This is a genomic window from Xenorhabdus innexi (assembly GCF_002632485.1).
GTDB lineage: Bacteria > Pseudomonadota > Gammaproteobacteria > Enterobacterales > Enterobacteriaceae > Xenorhabdus > Xenorhabdus innexi.
Genome location: NZ_NIBU01000005.1, coordinates 92,237 through 114,151, shown reverse-complemented (window position 1 = coordinate 114,151; position 21,915 = coordinate 92,237). Strand labels below are relative to the sequence as shown.

At 44.1% G+C, this 21,915-nt stretch carries 16 protein-coding genes; 1 reads left to right on the top strand and 15 read right to left on the bottom strand.

Annotated features, from left to right (window positions below; all coding sequences use genetic code 11):
- Positions 1 to 207 precede the first annotated feature (207 nt).
- The 5 genes from aphA to cmoM form a co-directional block, all read right to left on the bottom strand.
- Entirely contained in the window at positions 208 to 921 is a 714-nt protein-coding gene (gene aphA / locus Xinn_RS03550) for an acid phosphatase AphA (protein WP_086953628.1), read from the bottom strand.
- A gap of 174 nt (positions 922 to 1,095) precedes the next feature.
- The gene (gene mukB, locus Xinn_RS03545; RefSeq protein ID WP_086953629.1) at positions 1,096 to 5,553 is read right to left on the bottom strand and encodes a chromosome partition protein MukB; all 4,458 of its coding nucleotides are present in this window, start codon (positions 5,551 to 5,553) and stop codon (positions 1,096 to 1,098) included.
- Positions 5,550 to 6,272, bottom strand: a complete 723-nt coding sequence (mukE, locus tag Xinn_RS03540) for a chromosome partition protein MukE (RefSeq protein WP_086953630.1) — start codon at positions 6,270 to 6,272, stop codon at positions 5,550 to 5,552. Before mukE ends, mukB begins: the two co-directional genes overlap by 4 nt.
- Complete coding sequence (gene mukF / locus Xinn_RS03535) at positions 6,253 to 7,575, bottom strand: chromosome partition protein MukF (protein ID WP_086953631.1); 1,323 nt, start codon at positions 7,573 to 7,575, stop codon at positions 6,253 to 6,255. Before mukF ends, mukE begins: the two co-directional genes overlap by 20 nt.
- The gene (cmoM, locus tag Xinn_RS03530; protein WP_086953632.1) at positions 7,572 to 8,357 is read right to left on the bottom strand and encodes a tRNA uridine 5-oxyacetic acid(34) methyltransferase CmoM; all 786 of its coding nucleotides are present in this window, start codon (positions 8,355 to 8,357) and stop codon (positions 7,572 to 7,574) included. Before cmoM ends, mukF begins: the two co-directional genes overlap by 4 nt.
- Before the next feature lie 192 nt (positions 8,358 to 8,549).
- Between cmoM and elyC the strand changes: the two genes are divergently transcribed.
- Positions 8,550 to 9,344 (top strand): envelope biogenesis factor ElyC, encoded by a 795-nt coding sequence (elyC, locus tag Xinn_RS03525; RefSeq protein ID WP_086953633.1) that lies wholly within the window; start codon positions 8,550 to 8,552, stop codon positions 9,342 to 9,344.
- A 156-nt stretch (positions 9,345 to 9,500) separates the two neighbouring features.
- Here elyC and kdsB read toward each other — a convergent pair whose 3' ends face one another.
- From kdsB to serC, 10 genes are all read right to left on the bottom strand, one after another.
- Positions 9,501 to 10,247: a 3-deoxy-manno-octulosonate cytidylyltransferase gene (kdsB, locus tag Xinn_RS03520; RefSeq protein WP_086953634.1), complete on the bottom strand. Its 747-nt coding sequence runs from the start codon at positions 10,245 to 10,247 to the stop codon at positions 9,501 to 9,503.
- A 3-nt stretch (positions 10,248 to 10,250) separates the two neighbouring features.
- Positions 10,251 to 10,430, bottom strand: coding sequence for a Trm112 family protein (locus Xinn_RS03515; RefSeq protein WP_086953635.1), 180 nt, complete (start codon positions 10,428 to 10,430; stop codon positions 10,251 to 10,253).
- A gap of 171 nt (positions 10,431 to 10,601) precedes the next feature.
- Positions 10,602 to 11,600 carry a tetraacyldisaccharide 4'-kinase gene (gene lpxK, locus Xinn_RS03510; RefSeq protein ID WP_086953636.1) on the bottom strand — a complete coding sequence of 333 codons (999 nt, stop codon included), beginning with the start codon at positions 11,598 to 11,600 and terminating at the stop codon, positions 10,602 to 10,604.
- Positions 11,597 to 13,345, bottom strand: a complete 1,749-nt coding sequence (gene msbA / locus Xinn_RS03505; RefSeq protein ID WP_086953637.1) for a lipid A ABC transporter ATP-binding protein/permease MsbA — start codon at positions 13,343 to 13,345, stop codon at positions 11,597 to 11,599. The genes lpxK and msbA overlap by 4 nt, the downstream gene beginning before the upstream one ends.
- Before the next feature lie 35 nt (positions 13,346 to 13,380).
- On the bottom strand, positions 13,381 to 15,747 hold the full coding sequence (locus tag Xinn_RS03500; RefSeq protein WP_086953638.1) for a ComEC family protein: 2,367 nt from the start codon (positions 15,745 to 15,747) through the stop codon (positions 13,381 to 13,383).
- A 212-nt stretch (positions 15,748 to 15,959) separates the two neighbouring features.
- Positions 15,960 to 16,250: an integration host factor subunit beta gene (ihfB, locus tag Xinn_RS03495; RefSeq protein ID WP_086953639.1), complete on the bottom strand. Its 291-nt coding sequence runs from the start codon at positions 16,248 to 16,250 to the stop codon at positions 15,960 to 15,962.
- Between the two features lie 74 nt (positions 16,251 to 16,324).
- Positions 16,325 to 17,998, bottom strand: a complete 1,674-nt coding sequence (gene rpsA / locus Xinn_RS03490; protein ID WP_086953640.1) for a 30S ribosomal protein S1 — start codon at positions 17,996 to 17,998, stop codon at positions 16,325 to 16,327.
- Positions 17,999 to 18,193: 195 nt separating this feature from the next.
- Positions 18,194 to 18,880, bottom strand: coding sequence for a (d)CMP kinase (gene cmk / locus Xinn_RS03485; RefSeq protein WP_086953641.1), 687 nt, complete (start codon positions 18,878 to 18,880; stop codon positions 18,194 to 18,196).
- Positions 18,881 to 19,059: 179 nt separating this feature from the next.
- Entirely contained in the window at positions 19,060 to 20,355 is a 1,296-nt protein-coding gene (gene aroA / locus Xinn_RS03480) for a 3-phosphoshikimate 1-carboxyvinyltransferase (RefSeq protein WP_086953642.1), read from the bottom strand.
- A gap of 96 nt (positions 20,356 to 20,451) precedes the next feature.
- Positions 20,452 to 21,540, bottom strand: coding sequence for a 3-phosphoserine/phosphohydroxythreonine transaminase (gene serC / locus Xinn_RS03475; protein WP_086953643.1), 1,089 nt, complete (start codon positions 21,538 to 21,540; stop codon positions 20,452 to 20,454).
- Between the last annotated feature and the right edge of the window lie 375 nt (positions 21,541 to 21,915).

Sequence of the window (21,915 nt, the reverse complement as noted above, 5' to 3'; positions counted from 1 at the left end):
CTAATTATCGGCAGACCAATGTTATCAGAAGAGAATAGTAGTAATTATATACATAATTACTTATTAAGACAGAAAGCTCCTCAATTATATCCAATTACATGAACCAAAAGAAAATTACTGCTATAATAAATTAACTTATATTAGTTATAAAAAAGAAAAGGCACTTAAAGTGCCTTTAATAATAAATAAACACGATAAGTGTTTAAATTAATATTCTGAGTTAATAACGACTTCTTCTCCAAATTTACCCGCTTTAGGCAACGGCTGATAGGAGGAATTTGATGCTCTCAAAATACGAATACCACGAATATTCAGTTCACGGGCTGCAGCAATATCTGCGTCAGCATCACCATAATAGATTTCCAGCTTATGATCCTTCATCCAACTAATTTTATTATTTTTACCGGGATCATCTCCTGCAAAGATAACCGAATTCATTTTATTGACAGGAATATGGAGGTCTTCCTGTAAATATTTAGTGACTGTTTCTGTTTTAGTTCTGGTACGGCCGGTAATAAAATAAATGTCATCACCGCGTTTCAGGTGCATCTGGACCAAATCGATGCCAATCTGCTTCGGCATGCTGAATTTATCCCACTCGTTATTCATTTTTTCCCAGAATTGCGGATTTTTCAGATAGCTATTGTCATTTGGTGAATATTCCAGCTGACCTCGATAAAAACCGGGGCTGGAAAACAGTACTGTATCATCTATATCAAATCCTACGGCCATCGGCGGCTTATTTTGCAAACTTTTTTCAATCTGCGCCACTGAAACCCAATGCACCGCCTGACGTTGAGAAAGTTCTGCTGTCGTGACCCCTGTACTCACTTGTTCCGGTACTTGCACTTTTGCCTGAGCAGCACCACTTAAACCAACAGCAAGCGCAATTGCACTAAATGCTAACACTACCTTACGCATTATTTTTCCTTCTTTTTATCTTGGTCACAATGGGAGGGAATGATAAGTACTCTTATTTCAAGAAAATGAGATTCAATGCACATATTTCAAAACGTGATTATTATCTTTATGAATTAAAAAGCCGTCATCTCACCAATGACGGCTTTAATTTATTAATTCAGATGGAAATTATCCTCAGAAGATCGCCTGAGCCTGTTCCTGCCGCTGTTCAATAACGGGAGTTTCCTGCCCGAAGCCTCGTAAACCCACAACATGCACATGTTCCTGATTATTGAAGATCTTACGCACTAATTTATACGTAGTGCCTTTCTCCGGGCTAATATTTTCCGGAGCAGCAATAATCAGCTGCATCTGTAAGCGTTCACATAATTCAAACAGTGTGGCGATTGATTTCGCATCCAGACGTGCTGCTTCATCGAGGAATAGCAAGCGACATGGGGAAATATCTTTACCACGCAGGCGGCGGGACTCTTCTTCCCAACTCTGCACAACCATAACCAGAATAGACATTCCCGTACCAATGGCCTCACCGGTAGAAAGTGCGCCACTTTCCGCTTTCAGCCAGCCATCTGAACCACGATTCACCTCAACATCTAATTCAAGGTAATTACGGTAATCCAGCAATTCTTCACCAATTGTCTGAGGTAAACGCTGCCCCATATCAATTTGCGGATTTAAGCGCTGATACAGTTTAGCTATAGCTTCTGAGAAGGTCAGGCGCTGGCTATTAAACAGATCCTGATGTTGTTCCTGTTGTTCAGACAGAACATCCAGCAAAGCAGCGTGGCTTTCACGTATGTTCACATTCAGGCGTACACCACCCACCTGGCCAAAAGAAACCATTTGTAGTCCCTGATTCAGCATTCTGATCCGGTTCTGTTCACGCTGAATAGTCTTACGGATGATATTCGCCACACTTTTAGAACTGATCGCCAGTTTTTGTTCACGTGCCGTTAACTCTTCGGTTAAGCGCGCCAGTTCGATTTCCATCTGCTCAATAGCATCAACCGGATCATCAGTGCGAATAATATCCTGACGAATACGCTCACGCAGATGCTGATAAACGGCTACAAAGAACTGAATCTTGCGTTCAGGACGTTTCGGATCTTCAGATAAACGCAACGCATCACGTAAATGCTCATTATCTGCTACAGCAAGACGCAGTGCACCCAGTGCCTTATCTGACATTGAACGCAATGCATCAGCATCCATATAAGCCAGTTCACGGCGATGAAGACGGCGTTCAACACCATTATCTTTCACCATCCGCATCACTGCACACCAACCCGCTTTCGAAGACACCACCTGCTCACGTTTCTGATAATAATCACGCTCTGATTTACGCAGTTTCTTCTGGAGGTTTTCCATTTCCGCCTCGCAGAATGCGATCTGCTTCTCAAGCTGATTGATGCGGGAACGGTTGGCCTGCACTGAGGCATAAAGCTGATCACGGCGTTCACGAGCACGATTTTCGGCATTAGCATCAGCCTGAACACCAATATCTTTCATTTCCTGTTCAAGTTCTTTCAACATATCCTGTTTGGTGTCATAAGAACTTTTCAGGGAAGCCAGTACCTGACTGAACTGAGCACTTTGTGATTGCTGCTGGCGAAGCTGTTCACGGGCACGGCTGCGATCAGATTCCGCATGTTCAAGACGCTGACGCAGCTTATCGTTCAGGTCACTATTTTCACTGAGCATGCCTGCTGAGTCGCTGTAACTGAAATGCACGCGACGCTGTACTACTTCAGTCAACGCAAACGCCTGTTGCTTGGCTTTGATTTGACTCTGTTTTACCAACTCATAATCCCGCTGCAACTGCTCATGCTGACGAGGATCGCTTTGCAAAACCGAGACCATCGGCTCAAGTTTATTCAGAGTGTTGGTATGCTGTTGCAGAAAACGTGCCGCATCCTGCGCTTCACTCATTTCTTCACGGACAGCTTCCACACGATCAATCAGGGTTTCATCCAACAAAATTGCAATTTGCGGGATCAGCCGATTCAGCACAGACAGGCTTTCTTTTACCTGCGTCAGTTTTTGTTGGTTCTGTTGCGTGTGGGACTCAAATTGTGACAGCTCCCGTTCCAGCTCAGTTCTCCGCTGGTTCAGGCTACGGATTTCCATTTCAGGATCGCTATCAAACGCCACAGACAAATGTTTACCGACAAAACGGCTGAAAGCCTGATGTGCACGCTGGATTTTCTGCACATCAAATGAGAGCGTTGCATAACGTTCTGCCAGTGTATCGCGCTCCAGACCAAGAGCTTCCAGACGATTTTCCCTTGCCGCCCGTCCGAACAGAGGGACTTCAGGATAGCGGGAATAACGCCACTGACGATCAGAAGATTTGACCAGAACAGCATTTTCCTGCTCTTCAAAATCAAACACGCTGTCATCAAACGATTGCGGATCTCCTTCGATCAGATAGAGATCTTCCGGGCAATCTTCTAACGCTTCCAGATGTGGGCGAACCAATGAAAGATCAGGCACAACAATAGCATGCCGTGCGGAACCGTATAACGCGGAAAAATAAGGTGCATCATCAATAGTGATGTCATCATAAATTTCTGACAGTAAAACACCGCCGAAACGTTCCGCCAGAGCCAACAACCGGCTGTCTTCCGCACCACTTGGCTGGCTCAGTCGTTCGATCTGTTTTTCCAGTTCACGTTTCTGTGCTGAGACATTATCACGTTCAACAGTGGTTTCACGTTCCTGCTCCAGCAATTGCTGCATATATTCCGTGACATCATTGCTGTCTTCGAATGTTTCACCACTCTGTTCGCAAAGCTGATCCAGTGTTTCCTGTGCCGCCAGCCAGACTGGAGCACGGGCAGTCAACGTCTGAATTTTCTGCCTGAGCTGTTCAAGTTCCTGACGCACCTGCATACGGGATTCACCGCTTTCATTTGCAGTCAGGCTTAATTCTTCCAACTGGGCTTCTAATTCACCCTGCAATACTTCCAGATCTTCAGCCTGATATTGCTGGTGATGACGCTTACAGAACTCTTCCAGCATACGTTCTGCATTTTGCTGGCTGTTAAGACGCTGTTCCAGCTCAGCCAGCTGAATACGTAACGGTTGAACACGCTCTGCCAAATGGCGTTGAGATGACCATTCACGCAATACTTCACGGGCCCGGTGCCATGCTTCGCTACGGCTGACTTCACCAACAATATTTTTCACCAGCTGGTAAGCCTGTTCAAACTGACTATGAGCAGCATCAGCCACACTGAGTTTTTGTTCCAGTGCTAACAGGGTTTCAGTTGCCTGCTGTTCTTTGGCCTGATAAGTCTCCTGCCATTCATCAGCATTCTCTGCCGATAATTCAGGAAGCTGGCAAAGTTCACGTGCACGCTCCAGTGCTTGCAGCGCCTGTTGATACTGAATAGCGCGAGTCTGCTGAACATCCAGTGCCTGCTGATAATCAGCAAGCTGGCTTTTCAATTCGTCAACTTCCTGCTCCGCTGCCTCAGATGCAGCTTCGTATTCCGCCTGCATCTCTTTCGCTTCTTCAACGACTTCAGTCTGTTCTTCCAACCGATAAGTCAGCTCTTCGATATCGGCCTGATAGCGGTCAATTTTTTCCTGCTGACGCATAGCGGTCTGAACCAGATTCAGGTGGTCACTGGCTGCCTGATAATCCATTTCCAGATCAGAGGATGCCCCACTCTGTTCAGTCAGTTCTCGCGCCATTTCTACATGACGGTATTGCTCCGTCACTAATTGCCGTCGGCTGCCAAACAATTCACTACGTAGAGCCAACGCTTCATCCAGATGGACGCGGCGCTCATTGGCATGACGCATGTAGTCAGCTGAAACATAAGCTGTTGCTTCAGTAATGAGGTGCTTAAACAGGTCACGGTCAGACTGAGTGACACGGATAGCTTCCAGTGTTACACGGTTTTCACGCAGAGCCGCTTCCATATCCTGAAATGCTTTTCTGACACCGCTATTTTCTGGTAACAAATAATCACGCAATGAACGTGTGATAGCGCTGGAAATCCCGCCATACAGTGATGCTTCTATCAGACGGTAAAACTTGCTGCGATCACTGGCAGAACGTAAACGTTTCGGGATCACACCCAAATCAAACATCAGGGAATGGTAATCCGTAATGGAATTAAATTGTTTGAACTGAACGCCATCCATCTCTTCGAGGCGCTCTTTAAGTTCATTCAATGGCAGAACGCGTGCCTGACGTTCGTTGATGTTTTCGGTTAATAACTGTGTTGGTTGTATTGATGCGGGTACACCCTGAATCATAAAGGGTTTGATATCAACTTTCCGATCTCGTCCCGCGATCTGCTGTAAACGTACACCGGCAATAACTCTCTGATGGCGGGAATTAACCACATCCAGCGTAGAATAACAGACTCCAGCTCTCAGTTTACCGTGCAAACCTTTATCACGGGAGCCACTGGTTGCTCCGGCTTCTGTCGTATTGCGGAAATGCAGTAGTGTTAAATCCGGAATTAATGCCGTGACAAATGCTGCCATCGTTGTGGATTTACCCGCGCCGTTACCACCGGATAAAGTCGTTACCAGTTCATCAAGATCAAACGTTCTGGCGAAAAAGCCATTCCAGTTTACCAGTGTCAGTGAGCGAAATTTACCGCGTTCAATCATGACTGTTCATCCTCCGCACCGGCTGCTGAATGCGTGGGTGCTTCTTCGTGTTCATTACTTTCCTGCGATAAACTGCTTTCCACGGGCATTGCTTCTCCATCACGGATCATCCGCAACTGAGCCTCACGTGGATCATCACCGCTACGTACATCTGCACCGAAACGAAATACAGCTTCGGTGATCATAAATTTATTACTGTCATTTTGTAGGAAATAAGCCATCCCCAAGCGACGCAGACGGTTCAGCGAGGTGCGTACTTTTTCCTGTAATTTTTGTTTATCCAAATCTGAACCGGTTGAGCGCTGATTCACCAATTTCATCAGTCTGTTTTCATCAGCCAATGACAATAGCTCTTCATGCAGTTCCTGAAAGGTGAATATTCCCTGATTAGACAGGCGCTCAGGGCTGAGATAGAGATAACACAGAATTTTACCCACCATCATGTCCAGCTCAGATAAAACAGAGCGGGAGATCAGCGTATTTGAACGCGGCCGCAGGTAGAAAAAACCTTCTGGTGCACGGATCAATTCGACGTTATAACGCGAGTAAAATGTTTCCAGCTCTTCCTGAAAATCCATCAGAAAAGCATGATTATCAAGATCATCCATTCCAATATGACGCCCTGAACGAAGCTGACTGTCTAATTCGGGGAAAAGTGTATTGGATAATGCCTGAGCCAGTTTAACTGGCATAAATTGTTCAATATGTGTCGATGACATGTGCCTGCACCTTGGCTCCGTAATCATTAATCGCTAACCATTCCGCTGGCAACCCAGAGAAATCTGCTTCTGCAACGCCCAATCGTACTGCCTGATCCACCAGAATACGTGCAACATCAAAATGATGGGTGTGTGGATATTTGGCAAGGTAATCACGCAAGACCGCGCCCAAATCCAGAGGGAGTTTAGCCTGTTGGTAAATTGCCAGTGCCTGTTCTATCATTTCCGCCAGTTGCTCGTGAATTTCATTAAATTCTTCGTATTCCATTTCTGGCGGCAGTTCACCCATGACTTCTTCATTGCGTAATGTCAGTTCTTCATCTCGCATATCCAGCAGACGCTCTGCACTGGCAATATTCAGCACCCACGGATTATCAAAATAATTCTGGATAGACTGGCGAAGACGCTGGGCAAAAATGCGGTTTTTATCCATATCAATCGCAGTTCGGATGAATTTGTGAACATGTCGGTCATAACCGATCCAGAGATCAATGGATTGCTGCCCCCAGCTAATAATGCGGTCGAGTTTGCTTTGCAGATCAAAAACCAGCTTATCCACCAGCTCAGAGCCATCACTCATCATGTTGGCATCCTGTATCCGCAATAAGTTGGCCTGTAGCTTGTCGCCTGCGGCTTCAAGCGTATCCTGAAGCTCCCGCAGCGTCCCGGAGGTTTCAGACAGTAGTTGCTCACAATTAGCGATGGCGGCCTGCCAATCCTGATTGAGTAAGGCTGCAATATCGGTTTTTACACTGTTTTGCTGCTCATCCATGATGCGCTGTGACAGATCAATACTGTCAAAAATTTCAGCTACCGAATATTTGAGTGGTGCAAATACATTGCGATGCCAGTGGAACTCATCGCCACCTTCTTCAGCCGCTTCCGCCGCACGATGTAGCTCATTAGCAACAATGGAAAGCTGCATGGAAAGACGCAACGTGGAAAATTCACGCTGACGAATATAATAGTCACTGATGCCAATGCCTAATGGAGTCAGGCGATAAATAGCGCTACCATCCGCCAGTTCACTGGTAAAACGGTTAAGCAGCTTTTGCCTTACCATATCGTTAATTGCATTATTTGCCCTGACCGCTACCGCTTCTGAAGTCTGTTCAAAACCTTTACAGACTTCCCGGAAAGCATCAATCAGCTCTCCTTCACTCATTTCGCCATCAAGACGTTCACTGTTCAGTACGGCAATTGCCATTAAAAAAGCCAACCGCTCTGGTGGCAACGAAATGGAAAAATCATTCTTTCTGGCCCAGGACACAAGTTCAGGAACAGTCTGGGAATATTCACTCATAATTCGCTCTTTAAGGTAGGCTTGCGTGCCGTCACATGAATATAGCGCCCAAGGCTGATATAAGGCTCTTGTCTGCAATAACGCTGTTCAAGTTCAAGCAGCGCCGGAAAATCTGTATTTTGCAATTGGCGACTTTGCAGGTAGTCGTGAAAAACCCTGACTCCTGTTTTAGCCATTATTTCCATATTAAGTTCAGTGAGCCACTGATATACCTGCTCAGGTATTAATGGATTCTGTGGCGATAGGGAGCGCTTCCGACGGCGTTGAATATTTGGTGTTGCCAAATGAAAATTACCCAAAATGGCATTGCGCATAACCAGCCCATTAGCATTATAAAACATTAATGAGAGTGCACCACCGGGCGTAATGATATCTCCCAATATTTCTATCACATCTTTTTGATCAGTAATCCATTCCAATACCGCGTGGAACAGGATTAGATCAACAGGTTGAGTAATATATTGGTGAATATCCTGTACCGGACATTGAATAAACTCCATCCGATGAAGAACTCCCCGTTCTTCTGCATTGCTTTTTGCCCGTTGGATCATTTCTTCGGAGAGGTCACATAATATGACCTGATGGCCTAATTCAGCTAGCTGGCAGGCCATATTTCCTTCACCGCCCCCTGCATCTAAAATACGCAGAGATCGTTGAGGCAAATGATTCAGCAATTCTTCGATATCCTGCCAGACAACGGCTTGTCTGATTTTACCTTTGGTCGTACCGTAAATATTACGCGAAAATTTGTCTGCAATATCATCGAAATTGCGATCCCGCATGAAAAAACGCCTCATTAATAAATAAACTAAGCTTGATGTATCTATGGAGTATTTATAGGGTCTATTAAGTATATATAGTGTCTGGTGCTATTTTTGCTACCGTTATTCTGGCACAGTAATCAGTAAATTCACTACTTTTACCCTTGAATTTACCCCTGTGCGGTGATAATTCAATCAAATTAAGGCCAGTTAATGCTATTCCTGCTAAAAAAATACGTTGGTGCGCTATTAATGCCGCTCCCTTTAATCATTTTAATCGCTTTAGCAGCTTTACTCCTGCTGTGGTTTACCCGTTGGCAAAAAACAGGAAAGACAATTCTCTCCTTGAGCTGGCTTGCTCTACTTTTATTGAGCTTACAGCCCGTTGCTGACTATTTACTACTTCCTGTTGAAGGGAAATATACTCAGCGTTACGAGCCTGATGCAGCACATCAGACCCCGGTAAAATATATTGTTGTTCTTGGTGGTGGCTTTACGTATAACCCGGAATGGGCACCCAGTGCCAACCTTACCAGTAATAGTCTGCCCCGAGTGACTGAAGGCATCCGGTTATACCGCCTTAATCCCGGTGCTAAAATGATTTTTACCGGTGGTAAAGGTGTGAATTCAATCAGCAGTGCAGAAATCGCTGCTATGGTAGCACAATCTATGGGGGTTCCTGTAGCAGACACAATAGCATTAAAAGATCCGCTGGATACAGAAGAAGAAGCTACTGAAGTTGAAAAAGTCGTCGGTCAGCAACCTTTTATTCTGGTTACATCCGCAAACCATATGACTCGTTCTCTGAAATTTTTTGAACAGCATGGTATGCACCCTATTCCCGGCCCGGCAAATCAACTGGCAACCACAACCCCACTATATAATTGGGAAAAATACACTCCGTCATCCTATTATTTTTCTCATACAGAGCGGGCATGGTATGAAACTCTGGGTAAAATCTGGCAGGCAATTAAGCCTTCAGGTACAGATAAAAAGAGTGAAAATTAATTATGATGTTTATCGTTATCGCTGAGTAGCCAGAAAAAAATTAGGCGAATTTAATCGCCTAATTGCTATGGTCTATAAATACTATGGTCTATAAATACTATGACCTATAACTACTATGACCCGCTTGCTACTACTATGTTTTATTATTTTCTTATCTCAGACTGCAAAAGCCTTTCTGACTGCTTCCAAATCTTCCGGGGTGTCTACGCCAGCCCCCGGCGCCTGTAGCGCCTTCGCAACATGGATTTTTTCCCCATACCAAAGCACCCGTAATTGTTCGAGCATTTCGATATTTTCCAATGGGCTTGGTTCCCACTGCACATAGCGACGTATAAATCCGGCTCTGTATGCATAAATCCCGATATGGCGCAGGAAATTATTCCCGATAGTCTCTTTGGACTGCATAAAACGATCCCGCTCCCACGGAATGGTGGCACGGGAAAAATAGAGCGCATAACCCTGAGCATCCATCACCACTTTGACCGCATTCGGATTAAACGCTTCTTCTGCATTCTGGATCTGAACGGCAAGTGTTGCCATACCCGCATCACTTCCGGCTAAATTATCAGCAACCTGCCTGATGATTTGCTCAGGAATAAGCGGCTCATCACCCTGAACGTTTACAATAATTTCATCATCGGCAAATTGGTATTTATCGATAACCTCTGCCAAACGTTCTGTACCTGAATGATGGTTTTCACTGGTCATACAGGCTTCACCACCCGCAGCAGTAACGGCATCAAAAACAGCCTGATTATCTGTGGCTACGATCACACGACCGGCACCGGAACGAATAGCTCGCTCCATAACCCGCACAATCATCGGCTTACCATGAATATCAGCCAACGGCTTTCCGGGCAGGCGGGATGAAGCAAAACGTGCAGGGATAATGACAGTAAACATAAATTATTTCTTTTCCTCTGTTGGCAAAGCACGTGCTTCGTGCTCCAGCAGCACAGGAATGCCATCACGGAAAGGAAAAGCGAGGCGGTCAAGTTTGCAAATCAGCTCAAAGTTTTCTTTATCGTAGCTAAGTTTGCCATGACATACCGGACAAGCGATAATTTCGAGTAAACGGTGATCCATACATCCCCCAAATGACGGGTTTTTGAAGTTTAATGTGACTCAGAATACCACAAGCGATGTATCACCGTTAACTCTGTTATCTTGTACTCGTCGTATTTCAGGTTGCCTCTTTATTGGTAATATACTGAATTTCATAGAATAATGCCCTATAAAGCCTGATGATAACTGTAGTTATGAACTACGATTGTTCCCTTCAGGGATTAATGCACAAATCTCATCCAGCAATTTCTGCCCCTGATCCTCAGGAAAGTAAGCTGATACGGGTAGATACCACCAATTAGCCTGTGCAAACCGAGAACATTTCACCGCATCTTTTTCTGTCATCAGTAAATTTTGTTCAGTATTGGTTAAAGCCAATAACTGCGTCTTTTCATAAGCCTGATGATCAGCAAATGCATATGTTTTTTGCAAAGTCACACCCAATTGCTGTAGTGCAGCAAAAAAACGCGGTGGATGACCAATGCCTGCCATTGCAACTACATCAGAAATATGACTGACTTTTCGCTTTTCTCCGGTCAGAAGATTAATCGCAATTTCTCCCTTTAGTACCATCGGCAACTCACCCGCTTCTGCTGTTCCACCATTAACGATAATCGTATTTACGGTATTTAAACGACCAGAAAGTTCCCGCATCGGCCCTGCCGGTAGCCAGCAACCATTACCAAAACGACGGATACCATCAATCACAACGATTTCATAATTGCGCTGTAAGGCATAATGCTGGAGGCCATCATCGGTGATCACAATATCAAGAGGGGAATGTGCTAATAGTTTTTTGACTGCATCGATACGTTTTGGCGCAACAGCGACTGATACTCCTGTGCGACTGTGAATTAAAACCGGCTCATCTCCTGCTTGTGCAGTAGTTACTTCATCTGTCACCAGCAAGGGATAATGTTCAGATTTTCCGCCATAGCCGCGGGACACAACACCAACCCGATAACCTTTTCGCTGTAAGTGTTCCACCAGCCAGATAACTACCGGTGTTTTACCATTGCCTCCGGCAGTTAAATTACCCACAACGACAACAGGCACAGAAGCTTTCCATGAGCGGAATAATCCTGATTTATAACCCAATTTACGCAGGCCACTCACCAGCCCATAAAGGGCTGATAGTGGTAATAACAGGATATAGAGCCATGAACGGCCCGACCAAATGCGCTCAGTCATTGGCCAAACTGCATCCGATGTAACTGGGCATATGCACCATTTTTCTCCAACAGAACAGTATGGTTGCCTCTTTCGATAATATTGCCATCTTCAATAACAATAATTTCATCAGCACTTTCAATAGTAGAAAGGCGATGTGCAATTACCAGAGAAGTTCTGTTTTTCTGCAACTCATCCAGTGCTGACTGAATTGCACGTTCAGACTCCGTATCCAGTGCCGAAGTGGCCTCATCCAGAATCAAAATAGGAGAATCACGCAATAGAGCACGGGCTATGGCAATACGCTGACGTTGCCCACCAGAAAGCAGAACGCCATTCTCACCAATCATGGTATCAAGGCCGTTATCCATCTTTTTGATAAAGTCCATTGCGTAAGCCATTTCCGCCGCACGTTCAATTTCCTCACGACTAAACTGACCTTCACTGGCATAAGCAATATTGTTAGCCACGGTATCATTGAACAAATGTACATTTTGCGATACCAGTGCTATCTGATTACGCAAAGAAGACAATGTATACTCACGTAAATCATGACCATCCAGAGAAATGCTCCCTTCACTGACGTCATAAAAACGGGTAAGGAGATTGGCAATCGTTGATTTCCCAGAACCAGAGCGCCCAACCAGAGCAATTGTTTTACCTGCCGGGATTGCCATGGAAATATTTTTCAGCGCAGGATGATCTTTAGTTGGATAACAGAAAGTCACGTCGCGGAATTCAATATCGCCTTTCGCTTTTTTAATTTCCCGTTTACCTTCATCTTTTTCCTGCTCCATGTCCAAAATCGCAAACAAAGTCTGGCTGGCTGCCATACCACGCTGGAACTGTGCGTTAACATTGGTCAGTGATTTCAGCGGGCGCATTAAGGCGATCATGGATGAGAATACAACGGTAATTTTACCCGCAGTCAGAGCACCCATAATTTCAGGAAAGCTGGCAGCATACAGTATAAATGCCAGAGCAAATGAAGCGATAAGCTGGATAATAGGGTCAGAAATGGAATCAGCGGAAACCATTTTCATGCCTTGCTGACGCATATGATTGCTGACTTTATTAAAACGTGCTGTTTCAACTTTCTGACCACCAAAGATAAGAACCTCTTTGTGGCCTTTCAGCATTTGTTCTGCGCTGGTTGTCACCAATCCCATACTGTTTTGCATATTTTTACTGATACGACGAAAACGTACGGAAACGAGACGGATAACACCCGCAACAATAGGAGCAATAACAATCAGGATCAAAGATAATTCCCAACTGTAATAAAACATCAGTGCAAAAAGGCCGATAATTGATGCCCCTTCCCTGACAACGGTCACCAGAGCGCCGGAGGAAGAAGATGCAACCTGCTCTGAATCATAGGTAATACGGGAAAGTAGCGTCCCCGTAGATTGCTGGTCAAAAAAGGCGACTGGCATGCCCATCATATGATTGAACAGACGACGACGCATCTGCATCACAACTTTACCGGAAACCCACGAGATACAATAACTTGATACAAACCCAGATATGCCACGCATAAGCATTAACCCGATAACCACCAGTGGCATCCATTTCAATACACTCATGTCTGCTTTGCCAAATCCTTCATCCAGTAAAGGCTTTAACAAAGAAAGCATCAATGTATCACCGGCAGCATTTATAACCAGCGCAACCGCCGCAACTAACAAACCGGCCTTAAATGGTGTGATGATCGGCCATAGTCGGCGGAAGGTCTGCCAGGTAGAAAGGTCTTTATCATTCATTATTGAGTTACCAAAACCAAAAGAAATAGCGGCTTATTCTACTCATGATCACCGCGAATACCAAACCACTGATGATACCACCGTGACATTAACTGCTGTCGGTATCTTTCTAATTTAATGTGATCACGATAAATATAACCGGTGATCTGACCTGAGACTGACGTGCTATTCCATTGAATTTCTGCATTTTTATAACGTTGCCTGACCTTCATGGAGGGAAGTTTCCAAGGGCTGTAACGCGCAACCGAGGTTAAAGCATATTCAGGCCTGACTCTGTCTATAAATGCAGCCGTAGATGAGGTATTACTTCCATGATGAGGAACCTGCAAGATAGTCGCATTAAGATTTTCCTTCTCAAGCCCCAGTAAACGATATTCAGCCTGTTTCTCCAGATCACCCGTTAATAATAAACTATACCTGCCATCATCAATACGGATAACACAGGATTGATTATTAGTAACACTTTCTGCTTTTTCCGGTGGCCAGATAACCCGGAAAGTTAACCCCTGCCATAGCCACTGTTCACCACGGATACAAGGCAAATGGGCAGATTTGCTTGAGGGGCTGCGAATATTAATCTCTGGATATTTTTCATGCAGATATTCCAATCCTCCAGTATGATCCAGATGATCATGACTAAGAATAATTTGTTCAGGTATTAGTTGATGCCAACGCAGGTAAGGCTGAATAACTTTTTCTGCCATACTGCCTGTTTCCCAGCGGTTTCCTGTATCGAATAAAATTGCCTTTCCTCCTTTATCTATGACAATAGCCAAGCCATGACCGACATCCAACATTGAAAAGCGCCATCGGAACTCATCATCACGCTTTAAATAACAGAATGTTATTCCGGTAAAAATACATAACAACCCAACATATGATTTCCACCAGCCAAAACGCCAGATAACAACGGACATCCAACCAGCGAAGGTGATGAAGAAAGGAATATGCCCTGTCTCAGTCCATGAATGAACAAAAGCTGGTAGTGGCATTAAAGCAAACGAAATAGTGTAGTCAACCAACTGCCATAAAAATGGCTGAATAAACTGATCCAAAGGTAATAAAACACTTAGCAAGACCAACATAACCAGCGGAACTGTCAGAAAAGAAATTATCGGGACAGACCATAAATTCGCAATTAATGACGCAACATTAATACCCTGAAATAACAGAAGTTGCAGCGGCAACAACATAAGCATTATTCCCGATTGCATATGCAACCCGCGTAACCAGATCCAGCGCCAACCATAACGAAACCTTTCAGACAAAGGCATCCAATGAAACCAGAATAACAAAGCCATAACTGCAAAGAATGAAAGCCAAAAGCTGTCAGAGAGAATTGCCAGTGGATCAAAAAGCAAAATCAGAGCCGCACTCCATAAAACCCACTGCCATGAAAAACAAAAATGATTTCTACAACGCAAATAGATCCAGACAGTTAATCCCAACATTGCTCTGATAGCAGGAAGCCCCCAGCCAGAAAGCCACCCATATAACATTGCAGTCAACCAGCCCACAAAAAGCGGAAAACGAAAGCCGACCCATGTTGCGGGAAGCAGGAATTGAATTCCTCTGGCAAAAAACCAGCCAAATAAACTTGCTATTGCAATATGTAGCCCGGAAATAGCCATCAAATGAGCAATTCCCGTTTGTTGTAATAATAACCGAGTCTGTTTTTCCAGCCATGCTCTTTCACCAAATGTAAGTGCCAGAGCAATACCGGAATGTTTCAATAACTGTATTTCAGGGGTCAGTTTATCAATTAATTTTTGTCTGAGATTGCATGTATCATCCAATAAATTCGCCTTAATAATTTTGCCATTAAGCGGCTGACGAATTGATAAAGCATAGCGTTGGCTATCATAACTTCCTTGATTTAATTGAGCATGAACAGCTCTGAGTTTCATCGTGACCTGCCATTTTTGGCCAGCACAAAGCGGTGTCGGAGAGTTTAGTGATGTTGAAGGACTCCATAATACCGAAGCATATAAAGCAGGAAAAATGTATTTTCCATCGCTTTCAATTAACCTGATCCTGTAACGCTTCTTCTCACTTATATCAGTTTCATTTAACGATACACTGTCAATCATAATAGTTGCTGACCTTGTTGTATCGCTAAAATATGTTATTTGTTCCAGAATTTGGTGACCATTCCAACATCCCCAGAGTAATCCCCATAATATCAAAGAAATAATCCGGCTTGATTTATAAGAAATAAACCATAAAACAATTGCTGCCACAAATAAGAACAATATTTCTCGTGATTGAGGTAATTCTTCCAGTAATAAAAGAGGGAACATTCCCAATACAATGGCTATAGCTGCCTGATTCAGACTTATAATAGGTAATGGTTTTCTCCGAACAGAAAAAAACGGAGAGAAAAGAAACTGAATAGTCTGCGGCATCCGCATCGCTCCCTGCATTTGAATTCTCTTTATGCAGAGAAGACTATTCGACAGTACGCGTTACTGCCAGTCAGATAAGACGTATTTTGGAAACACTTCGCAAGTTAATTTCAAACAAAAAAACATGTAGTATGAAAATGTGAAAATAATCACAAAAACAAAAAAAGAACGGCACCCTGAGGTGCCGTAGCAATTAAGTAATAACTTCTATCTTAGCTGTCGCTATAGATATTCACGCGGTCGCGTAATTCTTTACCTGGCTTGAAGTGAGGAACGTATTTACCGTCCAACTCAACTTTATCACCTGTTTTTGGATTACGACCCACACGCGGAGCTCGGTAGTGAAGAGAAAAGCTGCCGAACCCGCGAACTTCAATACGTTCACCGGAGGCCAGTGTTTCTGCCATATGATCAAGCATTTCTTTCACTGCATCTTCAACGGCTTTAGCCGGCATATGAGATTGTTGCTCTGCAAGTCTTTCAATTAATTCAGACTTGGTCATGGTACCTCCCTAAACTACCGTGTTCGGGTAATATTATCGTGACCGAAAATATTACCCGCCGTTATTGACTTAGATTATTCGCCTTTAGCTGCTTTGAAAGCTTCAGCCATTGCGTTGTTAGCAAAGTTTGCGTCTTCTTGCTTGTTCACAGAAGCGATAGCGTCTTTTTCATCAGCTTCGTCTTTAGCGCGAACAGACAGGTTGATTACGCGGTTTTTGCGATCAACACCAACATATTTAGCTTCAACTTCATCGCCAACGTTCAGAACTTGAGTTGCATCTTCAACGCGGTCACGAGAAGCTTCTGATGCACGCAGGTAACCTTCAACACCGTCAGCTAATTCAACTGTAGCACCTTTTGTGTCAACCGCAGTTACTTTACCGTTAACAATAGTACCTTTCTTGTTTACAGACAGGTAGTTATTGAATGGGTCTTCTGCCAGTTGCTTGATGCCCAGAGAAATACGCTCACGCTCTGCATCTACTTGCAGAACTACAGCAGCAATTTCGTCGCCTTTTTTGTATTCACGAACTGCTTCTTCGCCTGCAACGTTCCAGGAGATGTCAGACAGGTGAACCAGACCGTCGATGCCGCCGTCCAGACCGATGAAGATACCGAAGTCAGTGATTGACTTGATTTTACCTTCAACACGGTCATTTTTGTTGTGAGTTTCAGCAAATTGCTGCCAAGGGTTAGCTTTACACTGTTTCAGACCCAGAGAGATACGACGACGTTCTTCGTCGATATCCAGAACCATAACTTCCACAACATCACCAACGTTAACAACTTTGGATGGGTGGATGTTTTTGTTAGTCCAGTCCATTTCTGAAACGTGTACCAGACCTTCAACGCCTTCTTCGATTTCTACGAAGCAGCCGTAGTCAGTCAGGTTAGTTACGCGACCAGTCAGTCGAGTACTTTCTGGATAACGCTTAGCGATTGCTACCCATGGATCTTCACCCAGTTGTTTCAGACCCAGAGATACGCGAGTACGCTCACGGTCGAACTTCAGTACTTTAACTGTGATTTCGTCGCCCACATTGACGATTTCGCTTGGGTGTTTAACACGCTTCCAAGCCATATCAGTAATGTGCAGCAGGCCATCAACGCCGCCCAGATCAACGAATGCACCGTAGTCAGTCAGGTTCTTAACGATACCTTTAACTTCCATGCCTTCTTGCAGGTTTTCCAGCAGCTGATCACGTTCTGCACTGTTTTCAGATTCGATAACAGCACGACGGGAAACAACTACGTTGTTGCGTTTTTGATCCAGCTTGATGACTTTGAACTCAAGCTCTTTGCCTTCAAGGTGAGCTGTGTCACGAACTGGACGAACATCAACCAGTGAACCCGGCAGGAACGCACGGATACCGTTCAGTTCTACAGTGAAGCCGCCTTTTACTTTACCGTTGATAATACCGGTAACAGTTTCAGCTTCTTCGTATGCTTTTTCCAGCATCAGCCATGCTTCATGACGTTTCGCTTTTTCACGGGACAGGATAGTTTCACCGAAACCATCTTCTACCGCATCCAGTGCTACGTCGATTTCATCGCCAACCTGAATTTCCAGCTCGCCCTGAGCATTTTTGAATTGCTCTACAGGAATTGCAGATTCTGATTTCAGACCTGCGTCAACCAATACAACGTCTTTATCGATAGCAACTACAACACCACGTACGATTGCACCTGGACGAGTTTCGATAGTCTGTAGGGATTCTTCAAAGAGTTGAGCAAAAGATTCTGTCATTTTAATGATCTTCAAGGTTTTAAATTAACGTCCATCTAGCATCCGGCCGAATGGGGTTGTTTTACATACCTCGCAACTTTTCCCTGTTACAAGGTGTTTTAGTATGCCAGCATATTTCACTACTCACATACCAGAATTCTATATACATCGTCTTGATGTGCCATTGCAATAGCATTATACGCGAAAATAAGCAGATTAAGCGGTTAATGCTAAGGTATTTCTCGCATAATTTAGTGCCTTATCAATTACCTCTTCGATAGACATGCTGGTCGAATCCAGAGTTAAGGCATCCTGAGCGGGCACTAACGGCGCAACTGCCCGATTACGGTCGCGGAAATCCCGTTCCTGTATTTCAGACAAAAGGCTTTCAAAGTTAACACTAAAACCATTTTCCTGCAACTGCAACATGCGCCTACGGGCACGTTCTTCCGCACTTGCATCAAGAAAAATTTTCACTGGCGCATCAGGAAAAACAACCGTTCCCATATCACGCCCGTCAGCAATCAGCCCCGGGAGAATACGAAAAGCCCGCTGCCGACGAAGCAATGCTTCACGTACCCGAGGGAATGTTGCAGTCTGTGAAGCTGTGTTACCAACCGTTTCAGTACGGATTTCATTGCTGACATCTTCACCTTCGAGAATAACCCTGAGCCTGCCGTTTGCAGGAACAAAGCGAACATCCAGATTTGCAGCCAGAGGAACCAGTGCGTCTTCAGACTTGATATCCACCTGATGGTGAATAGCAGCCAGTGCCAGCACGCGATAAATGGCTCCTGAGTCAAGTAATTGCCAATTCAATGCCTCAGCCAGTGCCTGACACAGAGTTCCCTTGCCAGCACCGCTCGGACCATCAACGGTTATTACCGGGGCTATTATCGTCATTCATTCTCCTCCTTTTTGCTTTGCATGGCGCTTTTCGACATTTTCCTACACAGAAAATTTTCCCATACAGAAAACGGGTCATTCACCGAATGCAGAAGGCTGTTCAATAAGTAAACAGCAAAAATATGAGCTTATTATACCTACTCGGAGAATGAGTGGAATAAATACATCATCATTAATCAACAATTTTCGCCATGAATATCACTGATAGATTTAAGTTGTTTAAAATATTCAGGAAATGTCTTGGTCGTACAGCCGGGGTCAAGAATAGTCACTGGAGTATCCGAAAGAGCCACTAATGAAAAACACATTGCTACCCGGTGGTCATTATAGGTCTCAATCTCAGCCGATTTCAGTTTTGCTGGCGGAACAATACGAATGTAATCATGCCCTTCTTCTACTTCGGCTCCGACTTTACGCAATTCTGTAGCCATAGCATTAAGGCGGTCTGTCTCTTTCACCCGCCAATTGTAGATATTACGGATAGCTGTTTCTCCTTCAGCAAACAGAGCCGTTGTCGCGATGGTCATGGCTGCATCAGGAATAGCGTTCATATCCATGTCAATACCCGTCAGGGTACCACGTTCACACTCTACAAAATCATCCCCCTTACGTATGATCGCCCCCATTTTTTCCAGAACATCCGCAAACTTTGTATCACCCTGCAAACTGTTTTTACCAATTCCTGTAACACGCACCGTGCCACCTTTAATCGCTGCGGCAGCAAGAAAATAGGATGCGGAAGAGGCATCACCTTCAACCAGATAATGCCCCGGAGATTGGTACTTTTGGCATCCTTTAATCCGAAAAACCTGATAGTGATCATTTTCCACAGTGACACCAAAGCTGCTCATTAATGCCAGCGTAATATCAATGTAAGGTTTAGAAACCAAATCTCCTTTGATATAAATTTCGCTATCATTCAATGCCAAAGGTACTGCCATCAATAACGCTGTCAGAAACTGACTGGAAACACTGCCATCCACAGTCACTTTTCCACCAGTGAAGCCCCCCCTGATACGTATTGGCGGATAATTTTCCTGCTCAAGATAGTCAATTTTTGCCCCTCCCTGACATAAAGCATCCACTAAGTGACCAATCGGACGCTCTTTCATCCGTGGTTCACCCGTTAAAACAATATCATTGTCTCCGAGACACAATGCCGCAGCCAGTGGGCGCATCGCTGTTCCTGCATTTCCTAAAAACAGTTCCAGCCCATTTTTACCGGTTATCATCCCGCCAATACCATCAACCTCACAGGCGGTACGATCTTCAGATAAGCGATAGGAAATACCCAGTGCCGTTAACGCATTCAGCATATGGCGGATATCATCACTATCCAATAAGTTGGTCAGATATGTTGTTCCCTGAGCAAGAGCAGCAAGTAGCAGTGCGCGGTTGGAAACACTTTTGGAACCGGGCAAGTTAATAGTTCCATTAATGTGAGAGATGGGTTGTAACGTCAGGGATTGCATAAACGGCAGGATCTCCGGTTGGTAGTACGTTATGTTTTTAATTGATTATTATGGAAAGAATTAATATCGGGAGGATTCCCCCCGATAAAAAAGTCATTATGCATTGCGCCGTTCAAAATCAGCCATAAATTCAACCAATGCCAGAACACCTTCATAAGGCATTGCATTATAAATTGAAGCTCTGGCACCTCCGGCGACTTTATGCCCTTTCAAAGCATGCAAACCATGGGCGTAGGCTTCTTCCAAAAACTTGCCGTCGAGAGCGGGGTTAGCTAGCTGGAAAGGTACATTCATAATAGAGCGGTTTTGTGGTGCAACGCGATTGATATACAAATGACTGTTATCAATCGCATGATACAGAGCTTCAGCTTTTGCATAATTGCGTTTTTTGATTTCCTGTAACCCACCCTGCTCTTTCAGCCACTTGAACACCATACCAGAGAGATACCATGCGAATGTTGGTGGTGTGTTATACATAGAATCGCTGTTCACCTGCACAGTATAATCCAGAATGGATGGGGTGTGCTTATGGGCCTTACCCAGTAAATCTTCACGAATAATTACAACGGTAATCCCCGCCGGGCCGATGTTTTTCTGAGCACCTGCATAAATAACCCCATAGCGGCTTACATCGATTGGTGCTGAAAGAATGGTTGAGGAATAATCCGCAATCACAATTTTATCATCACCAAAATCAGGCTCTTCAAAAATTGCAATACCGCCAATAGTTTCATTAGGGCAATAATGCACATAGGCCGCGTCATTACTCAAATCCCATTCATTCATTGGCTTCACACTTTTGACGCCATCTGTTTCAGTAAGAATATTAATGACATTGGGTGTGCAATATTTTGCGGCTTCTTTGGCTGCACTTTCAGCCCAATAACCACCAACGATATAATCTGCTGACGTTTTACCGCCAAGTAGATTTAATGGCAGTGCTGAAAACTGACCACGAGCACCGCCATGACAAAACAGCACCTTGTAATTATCAGGTATCGATAATAAATCCCGGAGATCTTTTTCTGCTTCAGCCGCAACCGCTATAAATTCTTTACTGCGATGGCTGATCTCCATAACGGATGTTCCCAGCCCATTCCAGCTGCAAAGTTCCTGCTCTGCACGACGTAATACTTCTGCTGGTAACATGGCTGGACCAGCACTGAAATTATATACCTGACTCATTAACTCCACCCTATCATTATAGATACAATAAAAATCGGATGTATTGGTTTTATCACTCCCGTCCAGCCTCTGCAATGGTTATTACCAGATTGTTGTCAACGACAGCATAGTGCCTACCGGATAGTACTGTTTATAGCCAAAAGTTAATGTATTCAATAAATACAAGCTCAACTATTTTTAATGAGCACTGTTATTCTGATTATGTAAATCCACCATAACTAAATAAGAATATTATTATCAAATTATGTGTAATAGGGATTTAAAGAAATCATAATAAAATACCTGCAAGCATACTTATCAGCATGATAGTGCTTAGAAATAACTTTATATTTTATTGGATTAAAATAGAGTAGTTCATTTCATCTCTATATTTTA